19 protein-coding genes are annotated in these 22,380 nt (G+C 66.3%); all 19 read left to right on the top strand.

What is annotated here, in order from left to right; genetic code table 11:
• Position 1 precedes the first annotated feature (1 nt).
• The 19 genes from FM069_RS13025 to FM069_RS12935 all read left to right on the top strand — a co-directional run bounded on the left by FM069_RS13025 (position 2) and on the right by FM069_RS12935 (position 22,372).
• A complete protein-coding gene (locus FM069_RS13025) occupies positions 2-1,108 on the top strand; it encodes an FkbM family methyltransferase (RefSeq protein ID WP_178106730.1) in 1,107 nt (368 codons plus the stop codon).
• A 66-nt stretch (positions 1,109-1,174) separates the two neighbouring features.
• The gene (locus tag FM069_RS13020) at positions 1,175-2,269 is read left to right on the top strand and encodes an N-acetylneuraminate synthase family protein (protein WP_143488785.1); all 1,095 of its coding nucleotides are present in this window, start codon (positions 1,175-1,177) and stop codon (positions 2,267-2,269) included.
• Positions 2,269-3,330, top strand: a complete 1,062-nt coding sequence (locus FM069_RS13015; protein ID WP_143488784.1) for an NAD-dependent epimerase/dehydratase family protein — start codon at positions 2,269-2,271, stop codon at positions 3,328-3,330. The genes FM069_RS13020 and FM069_RS13015 overlap by 1 nt, the downstream gene beginning before the upstream one ends.
• Positions 3,331-3,380: 50 nt before the next feature.
• Positions 3,381-6,986: a glycosyltransferase gene (locus FM069_RS13010; protein ID WP_233282032.1), complete on the top strand. Its 3,606-nt coding sequence runs from the start codon at positions 3,381-3,383 to the stop codon at positions 6,984-6,986.
• A 264-nt stretch (positions 6,987-7,250) separates the two neighbouring features.
• Positions 7,251-8,693 (top strand): flagellin, encoded by a 1,443-nt coding sequence (locus FM069_RS13005; RefSeq protein WP_143488783.1) that lies wholly within the window; start codon positions 7,251-7,253, stop codon positions 8,691-8,693.
• Positions 8,694-8,770: 77 nt separating this feature from the next.
• On the top strand, positions 8,771-9,136 hold the full coding sequence (locus FM069_RS13000) for a flagellar protein FlaG (RefSeq protein ID WP_143488782.1): 366 nt from the start codon (positions 8,771-8,773) through the stop codon (positions 9,134-9,136).
• 77 nt (positions 9,137-9,213) lie between these two features.
• Positions 9,214-10,686: a flagellar filament capping protein FliD gene (gene fliD / locus FM069_RS12995; protein ID WP_143488781.1), complete on the top strand. Its 1,473-nt coding sequence runs from the start codon at positions 9,214-9,216 to the stop codon at positions 10,684-10,686.
• A 170-nt stretch (positions 10,687-10,856) separates the two neighbouring features.
• The gene (gene fliS, locus FM069_RS12990) at positions 10,857-11,237 is read left to right on the top strand and encodes a flagellar export chaperone FliS (protein ID WP_143488780.1); all 381 of its coding nucleotides are present in this window, start codon (positions 10,857-10,859) and stop codon (positions 11,235-11,237) included.
• A gap of 17 nt (positions 11,238-11,254) precedes the next feature.
• Positions 11,255-11,551 (top strand): flagellar protein FliT, encoded by a 297-nt coding sequence (locus tag FM069_RS12985; protein ID WP_143488779.1) that lies wholly within the window; start codon positions 11,255-11,257, stop codon positions 11,549-11,551.
• Between the two features lie 168 nt (positions 11,552-11,719).
• On the top strand, positions 11,720-13,201 hold the full coding sequence (locus FM069_RS12980; RefSeq protein WP_143488778.1) for a sigma-54 dependent transcriptional regulator: 1,482 nt from the start codon (positions 11,720-11,722) through the stop codon (positions 13,199-13,201).
• Between the two features lie 132 nt (positions 13,202-13,333).
• A complete protein-coding gene (locus FM069_RS12975; protein ID WP_143488777.1) occupies positions 13,334-14,539 on the top strand; it encodes a sensor histidine kinase in 1,206 nt (401 codons plus the stop codon).
• A 5-nt stretch (positions 14,540-14,544) separates the two neighbouring features.
• Complete coding sequence (locus FM069_RS12970) at positions 14,545-15,939, top strand: sigma-54-dependent transcriptional regulator (RefSeq protein WP_143488776.1); 1,395 nt, start codon at positions 14,545-14,547, stop codon at positions 15,937-15,939.
• A gap of 229 nt (positions 15,940-16,168) precedes the next feature.
• Positions 16,169-16,501: a flagellar hook-basal body complex protein FliE gene (gene fliE, locus FM069_RS12965; RefSeq protein WP_143488775.1), complete on the top strand. Its 333-nt coding sequence runs from the start codon at positions 16,169-16,171 to the stop codon at positions 16,499-16,501.
• Positions 16,502-16,515: 14 nt separating this feature from the next.
• On the top strand, positions 16,516-18,306 hold the full coding sequence (fliF, locus tag FM069_RS12960) for a flagellar basal-body MS-ring/collar protein FliF (protein ID WP_143488774.1): 1,791 nt from the start codon (positions 16,516-16,518) through the stop codon (positions 18,304-18,306).
• Positions 18,299-19,315 (top strand): flagellar motor switch protein FliG, encoded by a 1,017-nt coding sequence (fliG, locus tag FM069_RS12955; RefSeq protein ID WP_143488773.1) that lies wholly within the window; start codon positions 18,299-18,301, stop codon positions 19,313-19,315. The genes fliF and fliG overlap by 8 nt, the downstream gene beginning before the upstream one ends.
• 15 nt (positions 19,316-19,330) lie before the next feature.
• Positions 19,331-20,188, top strand: coding sequence for a flagellar assembly protein FliH (gene fliH, locus FM069_RS12950; RefSeq protein ID WP_143488772.1), 858 nt, complete (start codon positions 19,331-19,333; stop codon positions 20,186-20,188).
• Positions 20,178-21,533: a flagellar protein export ATPase FliI gene (gene fliI, locus FM069_RS12945; RefSeq protein WP_143488771.1), complete on the top strand. Its 1,356-nt coding sequence runs from the start codon at positions 20,178-20,180 to the stop codon at positions 21,531-21,533. The genes fliH and fliI overlap by 11 nt, the downstream gene beginning before the upstream one ends.
• Before the next feature lie 6 nt (positions 21,534-21,539).
• Entirely contained in the window at positions 21,540-21,989 is a 450-nt protein-coding gene (fliJ, locus tag FM069_RS12940; protein ID WP_143488770.1) for a flagellar export protein FliJ, read from the top strand.
• 77 nt (positions 21,990-22,066) lie between these two features.
• Positions 22,067-22,372: an STAS domain-containing protein gene (locus FM069_RS12935; protein WP_143488769.1), complete on the top strand. Its 306-nt coding sequence runs from the start codon at positions 22,067-22,069 to the stop codon at positions 22,370-22,372.
• Positions 22,373-22,380 lie beyond the last annotated feature (8 nt).

The raw sequence follows: 22,380 nt of genomic DNA, 5'->3' as shown, positions 1-22,380 counted from the left end.
CATGGTCTATCGCCCCGAACCCGACGATCGCGCCGAACGCCTGCAGGACGCCCTGGCGCGCGCGCGCCGCGATGGCGTGGTGATCCATGGCGCCGGCAACTTCGCCCGGGCGCTGCGCCGAGCCTGTGAAGGGCAGGGCATCCCGGTGCGGCATTTCGCGGTCAGCGCCGCGCCGACCACCGCCGAGGTCGATGGCGTACCGGTGAGCGCCCTGGCCGACGTGCCGGCGGCGCTTCGGCGATCGCCGCTGTGGATCGGCGTCTACAACCGCGGCGCCGACGCCGAGCTGACCGCCCTGCGCCAGGCCGGCCTGGCCGCCGGCTTCGACGAGGTGCGGGTTCCCCAGGAGTATTTCGGCTGGGTCGCCGAGGCCATGGGCTGGCGCTTCTGGCTGGCGCCGCTGCAGGCCTACGCCGGTGCGCAGGCGGCCATCGAGACGGCGTATGGCATTCTCGCGGACGACGAGAGCCGTGCCACCTTCGCCGCGATGCTGGACTTCCGTCGCGCTCTGGCGCTGGAGCGCCCCCTGATGCCGAGCCCGGAATTGCAGTACTTCCCGGCGTCTCTGCGCCGCTATGTGGCCGCCGGCTGCGTCTACCTGGACGGCGGCGCCTACGACGGCGACAGCATCCGCCAGGCTGCTGCGCTGCTGGACCTGGGGCGGGTGTACGCCTTCGAGCCCGACCCGGACAACTATGCGCGGCTCGCCGCCGACCTGGCACGGCAGCCGCTGCCGGCGGTGTGCCTGCCCATGGGGTTGTCCGACAGCAACGCGTTCCTGCGCTTCAACGCCGGCGCGGGGGAGGGCAGCAGCCTCGATCCCCAGGGCGACTCGACGATCCAGGTGACGCGGCTGGACGACCTGCTGGTCCACGAGCGGGTGGACTTTCTCAAGCTGGACATCGAGGGCAACGAGATGCCGGCCCTGGAGGGCGCGCGCCGGCTGATCGCCAGCCAGCGGCCGTTCCTGGCCATCGCCGCCTACCACCGCTGGGACGATCTCTGGCGTATCCCCGCGTTCATCCACGGTCTTGGCCTGGGCTATAAGGTATCGCTCAAGCTGCACGAAACGAATTCCTTCGAATCGGTGTTCTATGCCTACCACTGACGCCGTTTCGTCGATGTCCGGGCCCCTCGCCGCGTGCCGGTGACGAATCAAAGACAGGAAGATCCCATGCGCAATCCAAACGAAATCTTCGAAGACCTGTTCGTCCTGGAACTGGCTAACAACCATTGGGGCCGCCTCGACCGTGGCCTGCGGATCGTCCAGCAGTTCTCCCACCCGGTGCGCTTCAACAACGTGCGGGCGGCCATCAAGCTGCAGTTCCGCGACGTGGAGCGCTTCGTCCACAAGGATTTCCAGGACCGCGCCGACATCCGCTACGTCAAGAAGACCCTGGACACCAAGCTCAGCGAGGAAGACTTCGGTGTGCTGGTGGACGCCATCGCCAAGTCCGGCTGTATCCCCATGGCCACGCCGTTCGACGAGCAGTCGGTGGAGCTGTGCGAGAAATTCAATTTCCCGATCATCAAGATGGCCAGCTCGGACATCAACGACTGGCCGCTGATCGAGCGCATCGCTCATACCCGTCGCCCGGTGATCGCCTCGTCCGGCGGCGCCAGCCAGAAGAACCTCGACGACCTGGTGCTGTTCTTCGAGAACCGCGACATCCCCCTGGCCATCAACCACTGCGTGTCCCTCTACCCGTCGGAGGACCACGAGCTGGAGCTGAACCAGATCGACTTCCTGCGCAACCGCTACCCGGGCCACGTGATCGGTTTCTCCACCCACGAGTACCACGACTGGACCAGTTCCATGCTGATCTCCTACGGCAAGGGCGCACGCACCTGGGAACGGCACATCGACATCGACGCCGACGGCATCCCGGTATCGTCGTACTGCTCCCAGCCGCACCAGGTGGACGAGTGGTTCCGTGCCTACCACAAGGCCCGGGAGATGTGCGGCGGCGCCGGTTCCCAGCGCCGGGTGCTGCCCACCCGCGAGGTGGAATACCTGGACAAGCTGGTGCGCGGCGTCTACGCCCGGCGTGAGCTGGAGGAGGGCTACGTGGTGGACCACGCCAACTTCAACGAGGATTTCTACTTGGCGATCCCGCTGCAGAAGGGGCAACTGTCCTGCCGCGAGGTGCTCAACGGGCTGACCCTGTCCCAGACCCTGCCGCAGGATGGCGCACTGACCCTGGAGCAGGTGGAAGGCCCCTTCATCAACGCCGGCATGCGCGACGTGATCAAACGCCGCGGCCTCTGATGCCGACCCTGTCCCTCGCCAGCCCGCAGATCGCCGCCGATGTGGAGGTGCTGTGCCGGCGCCTGCCGGACCTGCGCCTGCTGCACGGGCAGCGCCTGCTGCTGAGCGGCGGCACCGGCTTCTTCGGCCGCTGGCTGCTGGCGACCCTGGACGGCCTGCGCCGGGACGGGATCGAGGTGGCGGTCACGGTCATTTCCCGCGATCCCGGTCGGTTCCTGGCGGACGAGCCCCATTACCGCGGCGCCGGCTGGCTGGACTGGTGCGCCGGGGACATGCGCGGGGTGGACCTCGGCGGCCGCCCCTTCGACCTGCTGCTGCACGCGGGGACCGATACCTCGGCGGCCGCTCACCGCGACCTGCTGACCGTCTACGACAGCATCCTGCAGGGCACCCGCAATCTGCTGGATGCGGCCGTGGCCGGCAGCGTCCGCCGGGTACTGCTGGTGGGCTCCGGCGCTCAGTACGGGCGCCAGCCGGACGACGTGGCGCGGATTTCCGAGCAGGCCGGCTTCGCCTGCGCCAGCGAATCCGCCGATAGCGCCTACGGCGAGGCCAAGCGCGCCGCGGAAACCCTGGGCGCGCTGTATGCCCGCCGTCACGGGTTCGCCATGACGCACGCCCGCTGCTTCGCCTTCGCCGGCCCCGGGTTGCCCATGGATGGACACTTCGCCATCGGCAACTTCATCCGCGATGCGCTGCAGGGCCAGCCCATTCGCCTCAATTCCCGGGGCGAAGCCCTGCGCAGCTACCTCTATGGCGCCGACCTGGCCGGCTGGCTGCTGACCCTGCTGCTGCGCGGCGTGCCCGGCGAGGCCTACAACGTGGGGTCCGACGCGGCCCTGAGCGTGGCCGACCTGGCCCACCGGGTGGCGGCGCTGCTGGCGCCGGACCTGCCGGTCCGGATCGCCGAGGCGGGCGAGGCGGGGCTACGCTCCCGCTACATTCCGGCCATCGACAAGGCCCGGGGGCTGGGCCTGGACGTCTGGACCGGCCTGGACCAGGCGATCCTGTCCACCGCCCAGTGGTGGCGCGAAGCCCAGCCCGACCGAAGCCGGGCATGAGGGTTGCTATAGTGATTTGAGCGTCAATCTTCCGACTAGCGAGCGCCTTCATGGATCATTCCGTCCCGGTCACCCCGCCCACTCCCCACCGCGCGTTGTTCGCCAGACGCCCCCACCCGTACTACATCATCGCCGCCGACTACCGGCGCAACTCCGCCGGCATCCGCGTCCTGCACATGCTCTGCGATGCGCTGATCCGCTCCGGCCACGAGGCCTACATCTACGCCCAGGTGATGAGCCCGGAGCTGATGACCCCGCGCCTCACCGACTTGGTGGTGGAGCTGCACAAGACCGCTGGCGTCGAGCCCATCGTGATCTACCCGGAGATCGTCGACGGCAACCCGCTGGATGCCAACGTGGTGGTGCGCTACCTGCTGAACAAGCCAGGCTTCATCCAGGGCAGCGGGGTGTACGGCCCGGACGACCTGCTGTTCGCCTACGCCAAGGGCCTGCTGCAGTACTGCGCCGACCCGCGCAACGTGCTGTACCTGCCTGCGGTGGACCTGCGGGTATTCCAGCCGCCCAAGGACCCGGCGACCCGCATCCCGGGCAAGGTCTGCTACTACCTGGGCCGCCGCGGCCATGCCGAGATCGACCCGGCGCTGTTGCCGCCGGACGCGGTGCAGATCACCCCGCAGTGGCCGGATTCCTGGGAAGGGCTGGCAGAATTGTTCCAGCAGTGCGAGTACCTCTATTGCGGCGAGGCCTCGGGCCTGGTGGTGGAAGCCGCGCTGTGCGGCTGCCTCGGGGTGATCGTGCCCAACACCGCCGCGCCGCACCTCATCGCGCCCGACGAGACCGGCATGTACGGCCTGGCCTGGGGGCTCGCTGCGCATGAACTCCAGCGCGCCCGGGAAACCCTGCCGCTGCTGCGGGAAAAGCTGGAAAGCGAGGCACGGGCGTTCTGGCCGCAGCTGGACCATTTCATCGAGACCACCCAGGCTGCGGCTGCCGAGTACGCCCGCCACGGCAAGCAGATGCGCTTCCAGCGCAATCTCCAGCGCTGGCTGGCGTCCCGGGAGCCGTCGGCGGACCAGCAGCGGCTGATCGAGCGCCACCTGCTGCGCCCCGGCGACGCGCCGCGGATCGGCATCCTGCTGCCGGCCCGCGCCGAGGACGCCACGGCATTGGCCGATACCCTGGAGAGCCTGGAGCAGAGCCATTACTCGCCCACCGTGCACCTGCTGGCCGGGCCCGGCCTGGCGATTCCCGCGAGCCCTCTGGCGATCCGCGTGATCCCCTGGGATGGCGCGGACCCGCTGCCGGCGCTCAACGTCGCGGCGGCCTCCAGCGAGGACGAGTGGCTGATGGTTGCCCGTGCCGGTGATCGCTTTACCCCCAGCGGCCTGCAACTGGTCGCGGTGGAGCTCACCCAGGCGCCGGATTGCCGGGCGGTGTTCGCCGACGAATTCCATCGCGGTGGCGAAGGCTTCGTCGGCGCGGCGTTCCGCCCGGGATTCAACCTCGACCTGCTGCTGAGTTTCCCCGGCGCCCACGCCCGCCACTGGCTGTTCCGCCGCGACCTGCTGACAGGCCTGGGCGGCTTCGACGCGGACTACGGCGAAGCGGCCGAACTGGACGTGATCCTGCGCCTGGTGGAGCAGGGCGGCCTGGTGGGGCTGGGCCACGTGGACGAGGTGCTGCTCAACACCGAGGCGCCGCGCCTGGTGGACAGCCCGGCCGAGCGCCGCGCCATCCAGCGCCACCTGGACGCACGCGGCTATCAGGCCGACGTGCTCAGCGAGCGGCCCGGCCGCTACCGCATCGACTACCACCACGGCGATACGCCGCTGGTATCCGTCCTGGTGGTCGCCGATAAGCCCCTGGCGGCCTTGCGGCAGTGCGTCGAGAGCGTCCTGGAGAAAACCGAGTACCCCTGCTTCGAGCTGCTCCTGGTTGATCCGGGCGAAGCGGCCGACGGCACCCGGGAGGCGGACCGGGACGAATGGCTGGGCGGCATCGCCGGGCTGGGCAGCGACCAGGTACGGGTCGTGGCCGCCGGCGAGGGTCCGTCCTTCTCCGCCGCGGTGAACCAGGGCGCCCGCGAGGCGCGGGGCGACTACCTGGTGCTGCTGACGGGGGACGGCATCGTGCTCCACGGGCACTGGCTGCAGCAACTGGTCAACCATGCTCAGCGGCCCGAGGTGGGGATCGTCGGTGGCAAGGTGCTGACGTCCGATGGCCGCGTGCAGCAGGCCGGCCTAGTCCTGGGGCTCAATGGCCCGGTGGGCCGGCCCTTCGTCGGCGAGCCGCTGGAAACCCCGGGCTACATGCAGCGGCTGGAAGTGGACCAGGACTACAGCGCGGTGAGCACCAGCTGCCTGGTCATCCGCCGCAGCCTGTTCGACCAGTTGGGCGGCCTGGACACCGCGCTGACCGACGAGCGCCGCGATGCGGACCTGTGCCTGCGGGCGCGGGATGCCGGCTTTCTCACGGTCTGGACACCCTATTGCGTGGTGGTTACCGAGGCCGGGCTGCGCCAGGAGTCGCCGGACGACTGGTCCGACGAGACCCGCGAACGCATGGAGCGGGAAGGCGCGCTGATGTACCAGCGCTGGCTGCCCCTGCTGGCCAGCGACCCGGCCTATAACCGCAACCTGTCGCTGCTGGGCAGCGGCTTCGACTTCGACCACGGCCGGGACCGCAGCTGGGACCCGCTGCCCATCGCCGGGCTGCCGCGGGTACTGGCTTACCCGGCGGACCATTTCGGCTGCGGCCACTACCGGGTCATCCAGCCGCTGAAGGCCCTGCAGGCCGAGGGTTTGGCCCAGGGGCGGATCAGCGACCGCTACCACACCATCGTCGAACTGGAGCGCTTCCAGCCGGATGTCCTGCTGCTGCAGCGGCAGATCGGCGACGAGAACATCAAGGGCATCGCCGAGGCCGGCGAGTTCTCCCGGGCCTTCAAGGTGTTCGAGCTGGACGATTACCTGCCCAACCTGCCACTGAAGAGCGTTCACCGGGCGACCATGCCCAAGGACATCGTCAAGTCCCTGCGCCGCGCGTTGGCCCTGAGCGATCGCCTGGTAGTGTCCACCGAGGCGCTGGCGGAAAGCTTCTCCGACCTGCACCCGATGATCCGCGTCGTCCACAACACCCTGCCGGTGCCCTGGTGGGGGCACCTGCAAAGCCAGCGCGGCGTGGGCCCGCGGCCGCGGGTCGGCTGGGGCGGCGGCGCCAGCCACACCGGCGATCTCGAGCTGATCTTCGACGTGGTGCGGGACCTGGCCGACCGGGTGGACTGGGTGTTCTTCGGCATGTGCCCGCCCAAACTGCGGCCTTACGTGAAGGAGTACCACGAAGGCGTGTCCATCGAGGCCTACCCGGCCAAGCTCGCCAGCCTCAACCTGGACCTGGCCCTGGCGCCGCTCGAACAGAACCTGTTCAACGAGTGCAAGAGCAACCTGCGGCTCCTGGAATATGGCGCCTGCGCCTACCCGGTGGTGTGCAGCGACGTGCGCTGCTTCCGCGGCGACCTGCCGGTGACCCGGGTGAAGAACCGCTTCAAGGAGTGGATGGACGCGATCCAGGCCCATCTCGCCGACCCCGAGGCATCCGCCCGCCAGGGCCTCGCGCTACGCGAGGCGGTGTACCGGGACTGGATGCTTGCCGGCGAAAACCTGCAACGCTGGCGGCGCGGCTGGCTGCCGGATTAAGAGAGCGTCGGAACGGTGGCGCCAGAAATCAGAAGATTTACGGTCTGGAACTAAAGTTGTGTGGTTTCGGGTCGATAGTCTTGGACGACGGTTTTCACCGCTTCGCTTGTCAAGGCGGGACGGTGAAAAAAATCTCCCAGGAGCCCTAAAGGTCCCTGGGAGAACGCCGATAAAGACTACGAATGCGAACTCTAGGTGCGCCTGAGCAACAGGCCCGGGGTCGCAAGCTCAGGCAACCAGCTCGGTCCTTCGGAGGACATCATCATGGCCTTGACAGTCAACACGAACATCTCCTCGCTGAACACTCAGCGCAACCTGACTACCTCGTCGAACTCGCTGGCCACCTCGCTGCAGCGCCTGTCCACCGGTAGCCGTATCAACAGTGCCAAGGACGACGCGGCCGGTCTGCAGATCTCCAACCGTCTGTCCAACCAGATCAGCGGCCTGAACATCGCTTCGCGCAACGCCAACGACGGTATCTCCCTGGCGCAAACCGCTGAAGGTGCTCTGCAGCAGTCCACCAACATCCTGCAGCGGATCCGTGACCTGTCCATCCAGTCGGCCAACGGTTCCAACAGCGACACCGACCGTGCCGCGCTGCAAAAAGAAGTGTCTGCCCAGCAGGCCGAGCTGACCCGTATCGCCGATACCACCACCTTCGGTGGTCGCAAGCTGCTGGACGGTTCCTTCGGTACTTCGAGCTTCCAAGTGGGTTCCAATGCCTATGAAACCATCGACGTCAGCCTGAAGGATGCGTCCTCCACCGCCATCGGTTCCTATCAACTGGGTTCCGCCAGCGGCGCATCGTCCGGTTCGGTTGCCGGTAGCGTGACCACTGCTTCGGGCGCGCTGTTCAGCGGTGCCAGCGGCGTGACCGTGACCGGTGGCGGCAAGACCCAGAGCGTCGACCTGACCTCGGCCACCAGCGCCAAGGATGCTGCCAAGCTGCTCGATGGTTCCGTGCAGGGCCTGAGCGCTACCGCGCGCACCGTGTTCACCGCGTCGGTTTCCGGCTCGGCGTCCGGTACGCCGATCGACCTGACCATCAAGGTGGGCGATCGTGACGAAATCAACCTGTCGGGCATCACCTCGACTTCCGATCTGGCTGATCAGCTGAACTCCAACGCGTCCAAGCTCGGCCTCACCGCCAACCTGGACAGCAAAGGCACGCTGACCATCACTTCCAGCTCGGGCGAGAACGTCCAGATTGGTGGTGGCGGTGCGACCAGCGTGAGCGTGGCGGTGCAAGGTGCCGACGGCAAAGCGATGACCAGCGGTGCAGCCCTGTCCTCGGGTACCAACACCATCGTCGGGACCGTGCAGCTGAACTCGTCGTCCTCCTACTCGGTTTCCGGTGCCACCGAACTGTTCGGTAACAGCGCAGCGACCAAGAACACCGTCGACAAAGTGGACATCTCCACTGCTGCCGGTGCTCAGTCCGCCATCGCGGTGATCGACCAGGCCTTGGCGGGGATCGACTCACAAAGGGCGGACCTCGGTGCGGTACAGAACCGGTTCACCAACACCATCGACAACTTGACCAACATCGCGCAGAACGCGGACGCCGCTCGTAGTCGGATCAAAGACACCGACTTCGCAGCAGAAACCGCTACCCTGTCGAAAAACCAAGTGCTGCAACAAGCTGGCACGGCGATCCTGGCCCAGGCCAACCAGTTGCCGCAGTCGGTCCTGAGCCTCCTGAGATAAGGGCTCGCGACTCGCCTGAAGCCAAGGGGGAAGGGGAAACTCTTCCCCCTCTTTTGGTCATTCTGAGGTAGAAGAAAATGGACGTTGCGAATATCACCGGTCTCTCTACGTTCAAGGCCTCGACTCCGACGTTACCCGTTGCGACCGGCCTTTCGCTGACGCCCGGCCAGACGGATGCCGGCCTCAAGTCACAGGATGGATCGTCCAAGCGCGATGCGTCCCAGGAAGAAGTGAAGGGCGCCGTCGCCGATATCCAGTCGTTCGTACAGAACGTCAACCGCTACCTCGCCTTCAACGTGGACGAGTCCAGTGGCGATATCGTCGTGAAGGTCATGGATGCCGATTCCGGACAGTTGATCCGACAGATTCCCTCGGAAGAGGTCCTCCGGCTCGCGGAGCGTCTCGATGACGTTCGCAGCCTGATGTTCGAAACAAAAGCTTGATTGGCACGCTTATTGATGTTTTCGTCCTACGACGCCAGTGACGGCTGACGAAGACAAAATCCTGACGGAGGTGAATCATGGCTGGTATCAGTGGATTGGGTGGCTCGGGCATCGACATCGACAGCATCGTGTCGGCGTCCGTAGCGGCCGAGAAGGCGCCCAAGTACAACCAGATCACCAAGGTCCAGTCGCAATCCACCACCAAGCTGACGGCCCTGGGTACGCTCAAGAGCGCTATCAGCACGTTCCAGACCGCGCTCTCCGCGCTCAACAGCCCGAGTTCGTTCCTCGCTCGGACTGCCACGTCGTCCAACACGACGTCATTGACCGCCGATGCCACTCAGAGCGCCGTGGCGGGCTCCTACAAGATCCAGGTCAGCCAACTGGCTTCCAGCAGCAAGGTGGCCTTGAGCGCCGTTGCGTCCAGCGCGACCAAATTCAACGAAGGCACGCTGAAGATCGACGTGGGCGGCACCGAGGCCATCAGCGTCGCGGTGGACAGCACTAACAACACCCTGGCTGGCATGCGCGATGCCATCAACAAGCAGGGCAGTTCCCAAGGCATCACCGCCACCATCGTGACCGACAGCCAGGGCGCACGCCTGGTGCTGAGCAGCAACAAGATGGGCGAGGGCAAGGACATCACGGTCACCGGCACCAGCACTTCGGGCACCGATACTTCACTGGAAAGCCTGACGTTCCCCGGTACCACGCCGACGGCGCCCAATGCCGGCGACTACGCCTCCACCGATGACTACAACGCCGCCAAGGCCAGCTACGATGCAGCGGTGGCGAAAGGGGGCAAGACGTTGTCCTCCGCCCAGAGTGCCAAGTTGACCATCGACGGGCTGCCGGTGGTGAGCGACAGCAACACGGTCACCACTGCACTGGACGGCGTGAGCCTCAACCTGAAGGCCACCACGGCGGAGAACACTCCGTTGACGCTGACCGTTGCCCAGGACACCGGCACCGTCAAAACCAACGTGCAGAAGTTCGTGGACGCCTACAACGCCATGATCGACGTGGTGAATACACAGACCAAGGTGACCACGGTCGCCAATAGCACCCCCGTGGTCGGCGCACTGGTGGGTGACGCCACTGCGCGTACCCTGGTCAGCACCGTGCGTAACGAACTGGTGGCCTCCCAAGGCAAGGGGACCTTCACTGCACTGGCTCAGTTGGGCATTACTACCAAGGCCGATGGCAAGCTATCCCTGGACAGCGACAAGCTCGATGCTGCGATCAGCAAGGACTTCGCTGGGGTGGCCAGCTATTTCACCGGCGACAACGGCCTGGCCAGCCGGCTGACCGACAAGCTTTCACCGTTCACTTCCACAAACGGGGTGATCGATCAGCGCACCACCATTCTGCAGAATAATCTCAAGAGCGCCGATGCGGAGCTCAAGGACCTGAACACGCGCATGACGGCCCTCAGCGCGCGGCTCTACGAAAAGTACAACACCATGGACTCGTTGATCTCCAAGCTGACGTCGACCTCGTCCAGCCTGGCATCCTCCCTCGCGGCACTGCCAGGCGTCGTGAAAAGCTAATCCGCCAGGGACTTCACCCGACGCGAGCCGGCACTTTTGCCGCCTCGCGTTTTCTCATTTTTACCGATCGTCACTTTCCGTGAATCTTCCAAAAAACCCTTAAAGCTCCTCACGGTACGGCCGATATCTGGAATATCGAAATTGCAGCGGCCAACCACAAGGGGCGGGAAATGAGCGCGATGATGGCTATCAAGCAATACCAACAAGTTGGTGTACAGGCGCAGGTCGCCGAAGCCACCCCGCACCGGTTGATCCAGATGCTCATGCAGGGCGGTCTGGAACGTCTGGCCCAGGCACAAGGTGCCCTGCAACGCGGTCAGGGCGCCCTGAAAGGCGAGCTGATCGGCAAGTCCATCAGCATCATCGGTGGCCTGCGCGAAGCGCTGGACCTGGGCAAAGGTGGCGAGCTGGCTGCCAACCTCGATGCTCTGTACGACTACATGATCGCTCGTCTGCTGGAAGCCAACCGGGTCAACGATCCCGCTCTGCTCGAAGAAGTCTCGGGCTTGCTGCGCGAAGTGAAGACCGGCTGGGATGGGATCGCATCGTGAGCCTTGGGAGCCTTCGGATGGACACCTCTGTGCAACACATTGAAGAAACGCGCCTTGCCCTCACCGAGGCCCTGGACCGCTCCGACTGGGATCGCATCGGTGATCTCGACCAGCTCTGCCGGCGCCAAGTGGAAGATGCACTGGTCGCCAGCGCCGGGCAGGAAGAAGCCCTGCGCACGCAGCTGGAAATGCTGATGGACGTGTATCGGCAGCTCACTAAGGCCTGCATCGATGCCCGGGAAGAAGTCGCCAGCGAACTGGTGGCACTGCAAAAAGCCAGTCACGGCGCCAAGGTTTACCAACTCTTCGGCTGATCGGGGCGCCCGCCCCGAGGCCTGCGTTGTTCCGCCACGGGCAAATCCCCGTCATAAAATTGACTAATCGCAAACTTTTGACTTTACTGGTGGCCTATTACTGGCGTTCACCGAGGTTCGGTTGAACGTGATTGCCCCAAGGGCGACCGGCTGCGAGTCCGAGTTACGATGTGGCGTGAAACCAAACTCCTTCTGATCGATGACGACAGCGAGCGCCGCCGCGAGCTGACGATCATCTTCAATTTCCTCGGCGAAGATCACCTGTCGTGTTCCAGCAGCGACTGGCAGACCCAAGCCGCCGCCCTCAGCTCGAGCCGTGACATCCTCGCGGTGCTGCTGGGCGACGTCACCCTCAAGGGGGGGCAGGCGGAGGTGCTCAAGCAACTGGCGGCCTGGGACGAATTCCTGCCACTGTTGCTGATCGGCGAGCCGGCTTCCTCGGACTGGCCGGAGGACGTACGTCGACGCATCCTAGGCAACCTGGTCATCCCGCCCAGCTACAGCAAGCTGCTGGATCTGCTCCACCGTGCCCAGGTCTACCGCGAGATGTACGACCAGGCCCGGGAGCGGGGTCGCCAGCGCGAGCCCAACCTGTTCCGCAGCCTGGTGGGCACCAGCCGTGCGATCCAGCAGGTCCGGCAGATGATGCAGCAGGTGGCCGATACCGACGCCAGCGTGCTGATCCTCGGCGAGTCGGGCACCGGCAAGGAAGTGGTCGCCCGTAACCTCCATTACCACTCCAAGCGCCGCGAGGGACCCTTCGTACCGGTCAACTGCGGCGCGATCCCGGCGGAATTGCTGGAGAGCGAGCTGTTCGGCCATGAGAAGGGCGCCTTCACCGGCGCCATCACCAGTCGGGCCGGGCGTTTCGAACTGGCCAACGGCGGCACGCTGTTCCTCGACGAGATTGGCGACATGCCGCTGCCGATGCAGGTCAAGCTGCTGCGGGTACTGCAGGAGCGCACCTTCGAGCGGGTCGGCAGCAACAAGACCCAGAACGTCGACGTGCGGATCATCGCGGCCACCCACAAGAACCTGGAGAAGATGATCGAGGAGGGCAGTTTCCGCGAGGACCTGTATTACCGCCTCAACGTATTCCCCATCGAGATGGCGCCGCTCCGGGAGCGCAGCGAAGACATCCCGCTGCTGATCAACGAATTGATCTCCCGCATGGAGCACGAGAAGCGCGGCTCGATCCGCTTCAACTCCGCCGCCATCTTTTCGCTGTGCCAGCACGACTGGGCCGGCAACGTGCGCGAACTCGCCAACCTGGTGGAGCGCATGGCGATCATGCACCCCTATGGGGTGATCGGCGTGACCGAGCTGCCAGGGAAATTCCGGCACATCGAGGATGAGGACGAGCAGCTGGCCGCCACCCTCCGGGAGGAACTGGAGGAGCGCACCGTCATCACCTCGAGCCTGGCCAGCACGGTCAGCGCCAACACCGCGATGCTGCCCCCCGAGGGGCTCGACCTAAAGGACTACCTGGGCAACCTCGAGCAGGGGTTGATCCAGCAGGCCCTGGACGACGCCAATGGCGTGGTGGCCCGAGCAGCCGAGCGTCTGCGCATCCGCCGCACCACCCTGGTGGAGAAGATGCGCAAGTACGGCATGAGCCGCCGGGATGACGAGGAGGGCGCCGGCGAATGAGCCGGCGTCTTGACGCCCCCGCATTTGGTATTATGCAATCCGTTGAAAAATAAGGACTTTAATTCTAGGCACGGCGCTTGCTAAGTCTCTCGCATCCCGACCGTCTTCTGACGTTCGCCGCGAGAGAGAATCATGAAGCAAGCCGCCAAGCCCATGTCCGCCGACCGCAGCGCCGCCGACGACTCCGCCTCCAACGGGCTGGAACATACCCTGGCGTTGTTCAACCAGATGTCTACCCAGCTCAGCGAGTCCTACAACTTGCTGGAAGCGCGGGTGAGCGAGTTGAAGGGGCAACTGGCGCTGGTCAGCGCGCAGCGCATGCAGGAGCTTGCGGAAAAGGAACGCCTGGCCCATCGCCTGCAGAGCCTGCTGGACCTGCTGCCCGGTGGCGTGATCGTCCTGGACGGGCAGGGGGTGGTGCGCGAAGCCAACCCGGTTGCCCGGCACCTGCTGGGCCAGCCCCTGGTCGGCATGCTCTGGCGTCAGGTGATCGCCCGCTGCTTCTCGCCCCGTGAGGATGATGGTCACGAAATTTCTCTCAAGGATGGTCGTCGGCTGTCCATCGCCACCCGCTCCCTGCATGGCGAACCCGGGCAACTGGTGCTTCTTACCGACCTCACGGAAACCCGCCGCCTGCAGGACCAGCTGTCGCGAAGCGAACGCCTGTCGGCCCTCGGCCGCATGATGGCTTCCCTGGCCCACCAGATACGCACGCCGCTGTCCGCCGCGCTGCTGTATGCCAGTCATCTCCACGAACAGGCCCTGCCGGTGGAACAACAGCAGCGCTTCGCCGGTCGCTTGAAGGAGCGCCTGCACGACTTGGAACACCAGGTGCGCGACATGCTGGTATTCGCACGAGGCGAACTGCCCCTGCCGGATCGTCTGTCGCCGAGGCTCTGGTTCGAAGCTCTGCGCCGGGCCGCCGAACCCCACGTGAGCGGCCTGTCGATTCGCTGGCAGTGCGACGTCCACCAGGGTGAACTGCTGTGCAACCGGGACACATTGGTGGGCGCCGTGCTGAACCTGGTCCACAACGCGATCCAGGCGGCCGGGCGCGAGGTTAGGCTCAAGGTCCACCTGTACGGGCGCGGTAATGAGCTGCGGCTGTGCGTGAGCGACGACGGCCCCGGCATCGAGCCGCAGACCCTGGCCCGCCTGGGCGAGCCGTTCTTCACCACCCGTACCGCCGGCACCGGCCTGGGCGTCGCCGTGGTGAAGGCCGTCGCCCGGGCCCACCAGGGCGACCTGCAACTGCGTTCGCGAGTCGGACGCGGCACCTGTGCCATCCTGACGCTGCCGCTGCTGCCCGCGGTGGACGCGTCGGCCAACCAGGAGTGACAACCATGGCTGCCAACGTTCTGCTGGTGGAAGACGATCACGCGCTGCGCGAGGCGCTGGCCGATACCCTGTGCCTCGCGGGCCACCGCTTCCAGGCCGTGGCCTCCGCGGAAGCGGCCTTGGAGGCGCTGTCCAAGGCCAGCTTCAGCCTGGTGGTCAGCGACGTGAACATGCCCGGGATGGACGGACATCGCCTGCTGGCCGCGGTGCGCGCGCGTCATCCCCACCTGCCGGTGCTGCTGATGACTGCCCACGGCACCGTGGAACGGGCGGTGGATGCGATCCGTCAGGGCGCGGCGGATTACCTGGTCAAGCCTTTCGAGCCGCGGACCCTGCTGGAACTGGTGGACCGCCACGCCCTGGGCCGCCTGGGCGAGGAGGAGGGCCCGGTGGCCGCCGACCCCTCCAGCCGGCACCTGCTGGAGCTGGCGGCCCGGGTTGCCCGCAGCGACTCCACCGTGCTGATTTCCGGCGAGTCCGGCACTGGCAAGGAGGTGCTGGCCCGCTACATCCACCAGCAATCCGCGCGGGCGGACAAGCCCTTCATCGCCATCAATTGCGCGGCGATCCCGGACAACATGCTGGAGGCCACCCTGTTCGGCCACGAGAAGGGGGCCTTCACCGGCGCCATCGCGGCCCAGCCCGGCAAGTTCGAACTGGCCGATGGCGGCACGCTGCTGCTGGACGAGATTTCCGAGATGCCCCTGGGCTTGCAGGCCAAGCTGCTCAGGGTGTTGCAGGAGCGCGAGGTGGAACGGGTCGGGGCGCGCAAGCCCATTGCCCTGGATATCCGGGTGCTGGCCACCACCAACCGTGACCTGGCCGGGGAGGTCGCCGCCGGCCGCTTCCGTGAAGACCTCTACTACCGGCTGTCGGTGTTCCCCCTGGCCTGGCGCGCCTTGCGCGAGCGGCCGGCGGACATCCTGCCTCTGGCCGAGCGCCTGCTGGCCAAGCATGCCCGCAAGATGAACCACGGCTCGGTGCAGTTCTCCGAGGCGGCGCGGGCCAGCCTGGTGGCTTATCCCTGGCCGGGCAACGTGCGCGAGCTGGACAACGCGATCCAGCGGGCGCTGATCCTCCAGCAGGGCGGTTCGATCCAGCCGGAGGACCTGTGCCTGGGGACACCCATCGGCCTGTCGCCGCCGGCCGTTTCCCCGCCCCGCAGTACCGCGGCGGTACCGGTGGCGACGCCGCCCTTGCCGGTGGCCGACGCCGGTGCGCTCGGGGAAGACATGCGCCGCCACGAGTTCCAGATGATCATCGATACCCTGCGGGCCGAGCGGGGGCGGCGCAAGGAAGCGGCCGAACGCCTGGGCATCAGCCCGCGGACGCTGCGCTACAAGCTTGCGCAGATGCGCGATGCCGGCCTGGACGTGGAGGCCTATCTCTACGCCAGTTGAGTTTCCCCGCCCCGGGTGCCGTCCGGCGCCCGGCGGTCTCGCCCGGGTCTTGGCGTGGCCACCCTTCGATACACCGCGCCCTCATCGTCCCCGACGCGCCAGAGCCCACGGCTGGCGCGGCCTGGCGGCTATCACGCCCTCGCATTCCCTGATTGGCACCCTAGTTGCAAATACCCTTGCAAACACCGCGTATCGTCAAAAAACCGCGGTCAGCTGGAGGCAAAGGGTCATGAGCCAGGGTGTCGAATTCAATCGCCTGATGTTGGAAATGCGTGCCATGCAGATGGATGCCCTGGCGCGTCCGAAGCCCGCCGCGCCCAGCACGCCCGAGGTGAGTGCGCCGAACTTCGCCGAGATGCTCGGCCAGGCCGTGAACAAGGTGAACGAGACCCAGCAGGTGGCTGGCCAGTTGGCCAACGCCTTCGAGATCGGCCAAAGCGGCGTCGATCTCACCGACGTGATGATCGCGTCGCAGAAAGCCAGCGTGTCGTTCCAGGCCGTGACCCAGGTGCGCAACAAGCTGGTCCAGGCCTATCAAGACATCATGCAGATGCCGGTTTGAGGTGAGGTGAGAAAATGGCCGAAGCCGCTGTAGCCACCAACGTTCCCGTCACCACCGGGGATGCCGACCAGCCGAAGAAGCCGCTGTTCGGGCTGGCGTTCCTGGAAAACCTCTCCGAGATGTCGATGCTGCGGCAGATCGGCCTGCTGGTCGGCCTCGCCGCCAGCGTGGCCATCGGCTTCGCCGTGGTGCTCTGGTCCCAGCAGCCGGATTACCGCCCGCTCTATGGCAGCCTTGCCGGGATGGACGCCAACCAGGTGATGGACGCCCTGACCATGGCCGACATCCCCTACAAGATCGAGCCCAACACCGGCGCACTGCTGGTGAAGTCCGAGGACGTGGCGCGGGCACGGCTGAAGCTGGCCGGCGCCGGCATCGCCCCCACCGACGGCAACGTCGGCTTCGAAATCCTCGACAAGGAACCGGCGCTGGGCACCAGCCAGTTCATGGAAGCGGCGAATTACCGGCGCGGCCTGGAAGGCGAGCTGGCCCGCACCATTTCCAGCCTGAACAACGTCAAGGGTGCCCGTGTGCACCTGGCCATCCCGAAGAGCTCGGTATTCGTTCGCGACGAGCGCAAGCCCAGCGCCTCGGTCCTGGTGGAGCTGTACCCCGGGCGCAACCTTGAGCCCAGCCAGGTAATGGCCATCGTCAACCTGGTGGCCTCCAGCGTGCCCGAGCTGAACAAGGCCCAGGTGGCCGTGGTGGACCAGAAGGGCAACCTGCTGTCCGACCAGCAGGAACTGTCCGAACTGACCATGGCCGGCAAGCAATACGACTACACCCGGCGCATGGAAGGCCTGCTCACCCAGCGCGTACACAGCATTTTGCAACCGGTGCTGGGCAACGGCCGCTACAAGGCGGAAGTGTCCGCCGACGTGGATTTCAGCGCGGTGGAGTCCACCGCCGAGATGTTCAACCCGGACCAGCCGGCGCTGCGCAGCGAGCAGAAGGTCAGCGAGGAGCGGCAGAACGGCCAGGGCCCGCAAGGTGTACCGGGGGCTCTGTCGAACCAGCCGCCGGGCGCCGCCAGCGCGCCGCAGCAGGCCGCAGCCGCCGCTGCGCCGGCGGGTGTAGCCCCCGGCCAGCCGATCCTCAACGATGCTGGCCAGCAGATCATCGACCCGGCCACCGGCAAGCCGCTGCTGGCGCCGTACCCCAGCGACAAGCGCGAGCAGGCCACCCGCAACTTCGAGCTGGACCGGTCCATCAGCTACACCAAGCAGCAGCAGGGTCGCCTGCGCCGGCTGTCGGTGGCGGTGGTGCTGGACGACCAGGTCAAGCTGGGCACCAACGGCGAAACCAGCCACGTGCCCTGGACCGCTGACGAGATCGCCCGCTTCACCCGCCTGGTGCAGGACGCGGTGGGCTTCGATGCCAGCCGCGGGGACAGCGTCAGCGTGATCAACACGCCATTCATCGGAGACAGCAGCGAACCTGTCGACGAAATCGCGTTCTACCAGCAGCCTTGGTTCTGGGACCTGCTGAAACAGGGGCTGGGCGCGCTGTTCATCCTGATCCTGGTGCTGTTCGTGCTGCGTCCGGCGTTGAACAACATCACCGGCGGTGGCAAGGGTCGCGAACTGGCCGGTGGCCGTGGCAGCGACGTGGAACTGGGCGAGATGGGCGGCCTGGAAGGCGAGCTGTCCGATGACCGGGTCAGCCTTGGCGGGGCCCAGAGCATCATGCTCCCCAGCCCCAGCGAGGGGTATGATGCACAACTGAACGCCATCAAGAGTCTGGTGGCGGACGATCCGGGCCGTGTGGCCCAAGTAGTCAAAGACTGGATCAACGCCGATGAGTGACAACCGTGCTCCCGCCAAGCTGACCCGGGTCGACAAGGCCGCCATCCTCCTGCTCTCCCTGGGCGAGACGGACGCGGCCCAAGTGCTGCGCCACCTCGGGCCCAAGGAAGTGCAGAAGGTCGGCGTGGCGATGGCACAGATGCGCAACATCCACCGCGAGCAGGTGGAGCAGGTCATGGGCGAGTTCGTCGAGATCGTCGGCGACCAGACCAGCCTTGGCGTCGGCGCCGACGGCTACATCCGCAAGATGCTCACCCAGGCCCTGGGCGAGGACAAGGCAGGCAACCTCATCGACCGCATCCTGCTGGGCGGCAGCACCAGCGGCCTCGACAGCCTCAAGTGGATGGAGCCGCGGGCGGTGGCGGACGTGATCCGCTACGAGCACCCGCAGATCCAGGCCATCGTCGTCGCCTACCTCGATCCGGACCAGGCCGGCGAGGTCCTGAGCCACTTCGATCACAAGGTGCGCCTGGACATCATCCTGCGGGTCTCCTCCCTCAACACCGTGCAGCCGGCGGCGCTGAAGGAACTCAACCAGATCCTCGAGAAGCAGTTCTCCGGCAGCGCCAACACCACCCGCGCCACCATGGGCGGCGTCAAGCGCGCGGCGGACATCATGAACTACCTCGACAGCTCCGTCGAAGGCGCGCTGATGGATTCCATCCGCGAAGTGGACGAAGACCTCTCCTCGCAGATCGAAGACCTCATGTTCGTCTTCGACAACCTGGCGGAGGTGGACGACCGCGGTATCCAGGCGCTGCTGCGGGAAGTGTCGTCGGACGTACTGGTGATCGCCCTCAAGGGGGCCGACGACGCCATCAAGGAAAAAGTCTTCAAGAACATGTCCAAGCGGGCGGCCGAGTTGCTGCGCGACGACCTGGAGGCCAAGGGTCCGGTCCGGGTCAGCGAAGTGGAAACGGCGCAGAAAGAAATCCTCACCATCGCCCGTCGCATGGCCGAAGCCGGAGAGATTGTTCTCGGTGGCGCCGGTGGCGAGGCGATGATCTAACCGAGCGGTACGGACATGCCCAACAAGGATGCGACCAGCGAACTGATCCGCGCGAAGGATATCGGGGCCTTCGACCGCTGGTCATTGCCCAGCTTCGACCCGGAGGGCACGCACCCGGTGGAGCCGGGTGCCCCGTCTGGCGCTGCTGCGGCGCCCGCCACCGCTTCGCCCGAGCCGGCTCCGGCGTCCCATGCCACGCCGGCCGCGGCCCATACCGAACCACCGCCGATGCCCATCTCCGAGGATGTCCTGCTGGAGAACGTCAAGCCGTTGACGCTGGACGAACTCGAGGCGATTCGTCAGGACGCCTACAACGAAGGCTTTGCCACGGGTGAGAAGGATGGCTTCCGCGCCGGCCAGTTGAAGGCCAAGCAGGAGTCCGACCTGACCCTGGCGTCCAAGCTGCAGCGCCTGGAAACCCTCATGGGCCACCTCATGGCGCCCATCGCCGAGCAGGACAAGCTGATCGAGCATGGCCTGGTGCTGCTCGTGGGGCAGATCGTCAAGGAAGTGATCCAGCGCGAGGTCAGCGTAGACTCCAGCCAGGTCCGTCTGGTCCTGCGCGAAGCGCTCAAGGTCCTGCCCATGGGGGCGGAGAACGTGCGCATCTACGTCAATCCCCAGGACTTCGAGCTGGTGAAGTCGGTGCGCGAGCGGCATGACGAGAAATGGCGCATCGTCGAGGACGAGACGCTGCTGCCGGGCGGCTGTCGGGTGGAAAGCGAGCAGAGCCGCATCGACGCCAGCGTCGAGACGCGCCTGACCCAGGCCCTGAAGCAACTGGCCGAGCAGCAGCGCGAGCAGGCCACCCAGCCCCAGAGCCCGGACATGTCCATCGACCTGAGTGCCCACGCGGATTCCCATGCGACTTGAACGGATCAGCTTCACCAAGCGCCTGAGCGGCTACAAGGACGCCGTGCACCTGCCCAGCCAGCCCATCGTGGAGGGCCGCCTGCTGCGCATGGTGGGCCTGACCCTGGAAGCGGAAGGCCTGCGCGCTGCCATCGGCAGCCGCTGCGTGGTGATCAACCAGGACAGCTACCACCCGGTGCAGGTGGAGGCCGAGGTGATGGGCTTCGCCGGCGACAAGATCTACCTGATGCCAGTGGGCAGCCTGGCCGGCATTGCCCCGGGGGCGCGGGTCGTCCCGCTGCCCGACACCGGGCGCCTGCCCATGGGCATGTCCATGCTCGGGCGGGTGCTGGACGGCGCCGGCCGCGCCCTCGACGGCCGTGGGCCGATGCGCGCCGAGGACTGGGTGCCCATGGACGGTCCCATCATCAACCCGCTGAACCGGGACCCCATCAGCCAGCCCCTGGACGTGGGCATCCGCTCCATCAACGGGCTGCTGACCGTGGGCCGTGGCCAGCGCCTGGGCCTGTTCGCCGGTACAGGCGTGGGCAAGAGCGTGCTGCTGGGCATGATGACCCGTTTCACCGAGGCGGAGATCACCGTGGTCGGCCTGATCGGCGAGCGGGGCCGCGAGGTGAAGGAATTCATCGAGCACATCCTCGGCGAGGAAGGCCTCAAGCGTTCGGTGGTGGTGGCCTCACCGGCGGACGATGCGCCGCTGATGCGCCTGCGGGCCGCCATGTACTGCACGCGGATCGCCGAATACTTCCGTGACAAGGGCAAGAATGTCCTGCTGCTGATGGACTCCCTGACCCGCTTCGCCCAGGCGCAGCGTGAAATCGCCCTGGCCATCGGCGAGCCACCGGCCACCAAGGGATATCCGCCGTCGGTGTTCGCCCGCCTGCCCAAGCTGGTGGAGCGCGCCGGCAACGGCGAGAAGGGCGGCGGCTCCATCACCGCCTTCTATACCGTGCTGTCCGAGGGCGACGACCAGCAGGACCCCATCGCCGACTCCGCCCGGGGCGTGCTCGACGGCCACTTCGTGCTGTCGCGCCGGCTGGCCGAGGAAGGCCATTACCCGGCCATCGACATCGAGGCTTCCATCAGCCGGGTCATGCCCCAGGTGGTCAGCCCCGAGCACCTGCACCTGGCCCAGCGCTTCAAGCAACTGTGGTCGCGCTACCAGCAGAGCCGCGACCTGATCAGCGTCGGTGCCTACGTCGCCGGCGGCGATCCGGAGACCGACCAGGCCATCGCCCGTCAGCCGGCCATGGCGCAATACCTGCGCCAGGCGCTGCGAGAGAAGGTCGCCCTCGCCGAGAGCGCCCACGGGCTGGCCCAGGTGCTGGGCGCCGAGACGGGCTGATAAGCGGTGGCCACGAGTCGCGCGGCGCGCCTGGCGCCGGTAGTGGACATGGCCGAGCGCGCCGAGCGCGAGGCCGCACGCCAGCTGGGCCATTTCCAGGGCCAGCTGAACCAGGCCGAAGGCAAGCTCAACGACCTGCAACGGTACCTGACCGACTACCAGCAACAGTGGATGGAAGAGGGGCGGCGTGGCGTATCCGGCCAGTGGCTGATGAACTACCAGCGCTTCCTCAGCCAGCTCGAGTCGGCCATCGTCCAGCAGCGGCAGAGCGTCGAGTGGCACCGAGGCAACCTGGACAAGGCCCGGGACGCCTGGCAGCAGCGCTATGCGCGCCTCGAGGGGCTGCGCAAGCTGGTGCAGCGCTACCAGGACGAGGCGCGCCAGGCGGCGGACAAGCGCGAACAGAAACTCTTCGACGAACTCGCCCAGCGCCTGAAAAGACGAGAGGAGCCCTGAACGCGGTTGCCCTAGTCCCAAGCGGGTGCTACATCTTGGGAACGCGCTTTCGCATCTGAGCTACAAAGGAGCTTCACATGGCCATCACCTCGCTGCCCTCGGCGGACGGGAAAGAGCTGACCATATCCATCCAGGGACGTTTCGATTTCGGCGCGCATCAGGATTTCCGCGACTCCTACGAGCGAGTCGGCACCACGCCGGAGCGCTACGTCATCGACCTGAAAGGCACCACCTACCTCGACAGCTCAGCCCTGGGCATGCTGCTGCTGCTGCGGGACCACGCCGGCGGCGATTCCGCCGAGATCAAGCTGATCAACTGCAGCCCGGACGTGCGCAAGATCCTCGCCATCTCCAACTTCGAACAGCTCTTCAGCATCCAGTGAGGCGGTCG

Origin of the sequence: Pseudomonas mangiferae, from assembly GCF_007109405.1 — a bacterium.
Classification (GTDB): Bacteria; Pseudomonadota; Gammaproteobacteria; order Pseudomonadales; family Pseudomonadaceae; genus Pseudomonas_T; species Pseudomonas_T mangiferae.
Note: the sequence above shows the minus strand (reverse complement) of the source record. Positions and strands in the feature narration are given on the sequence as shown.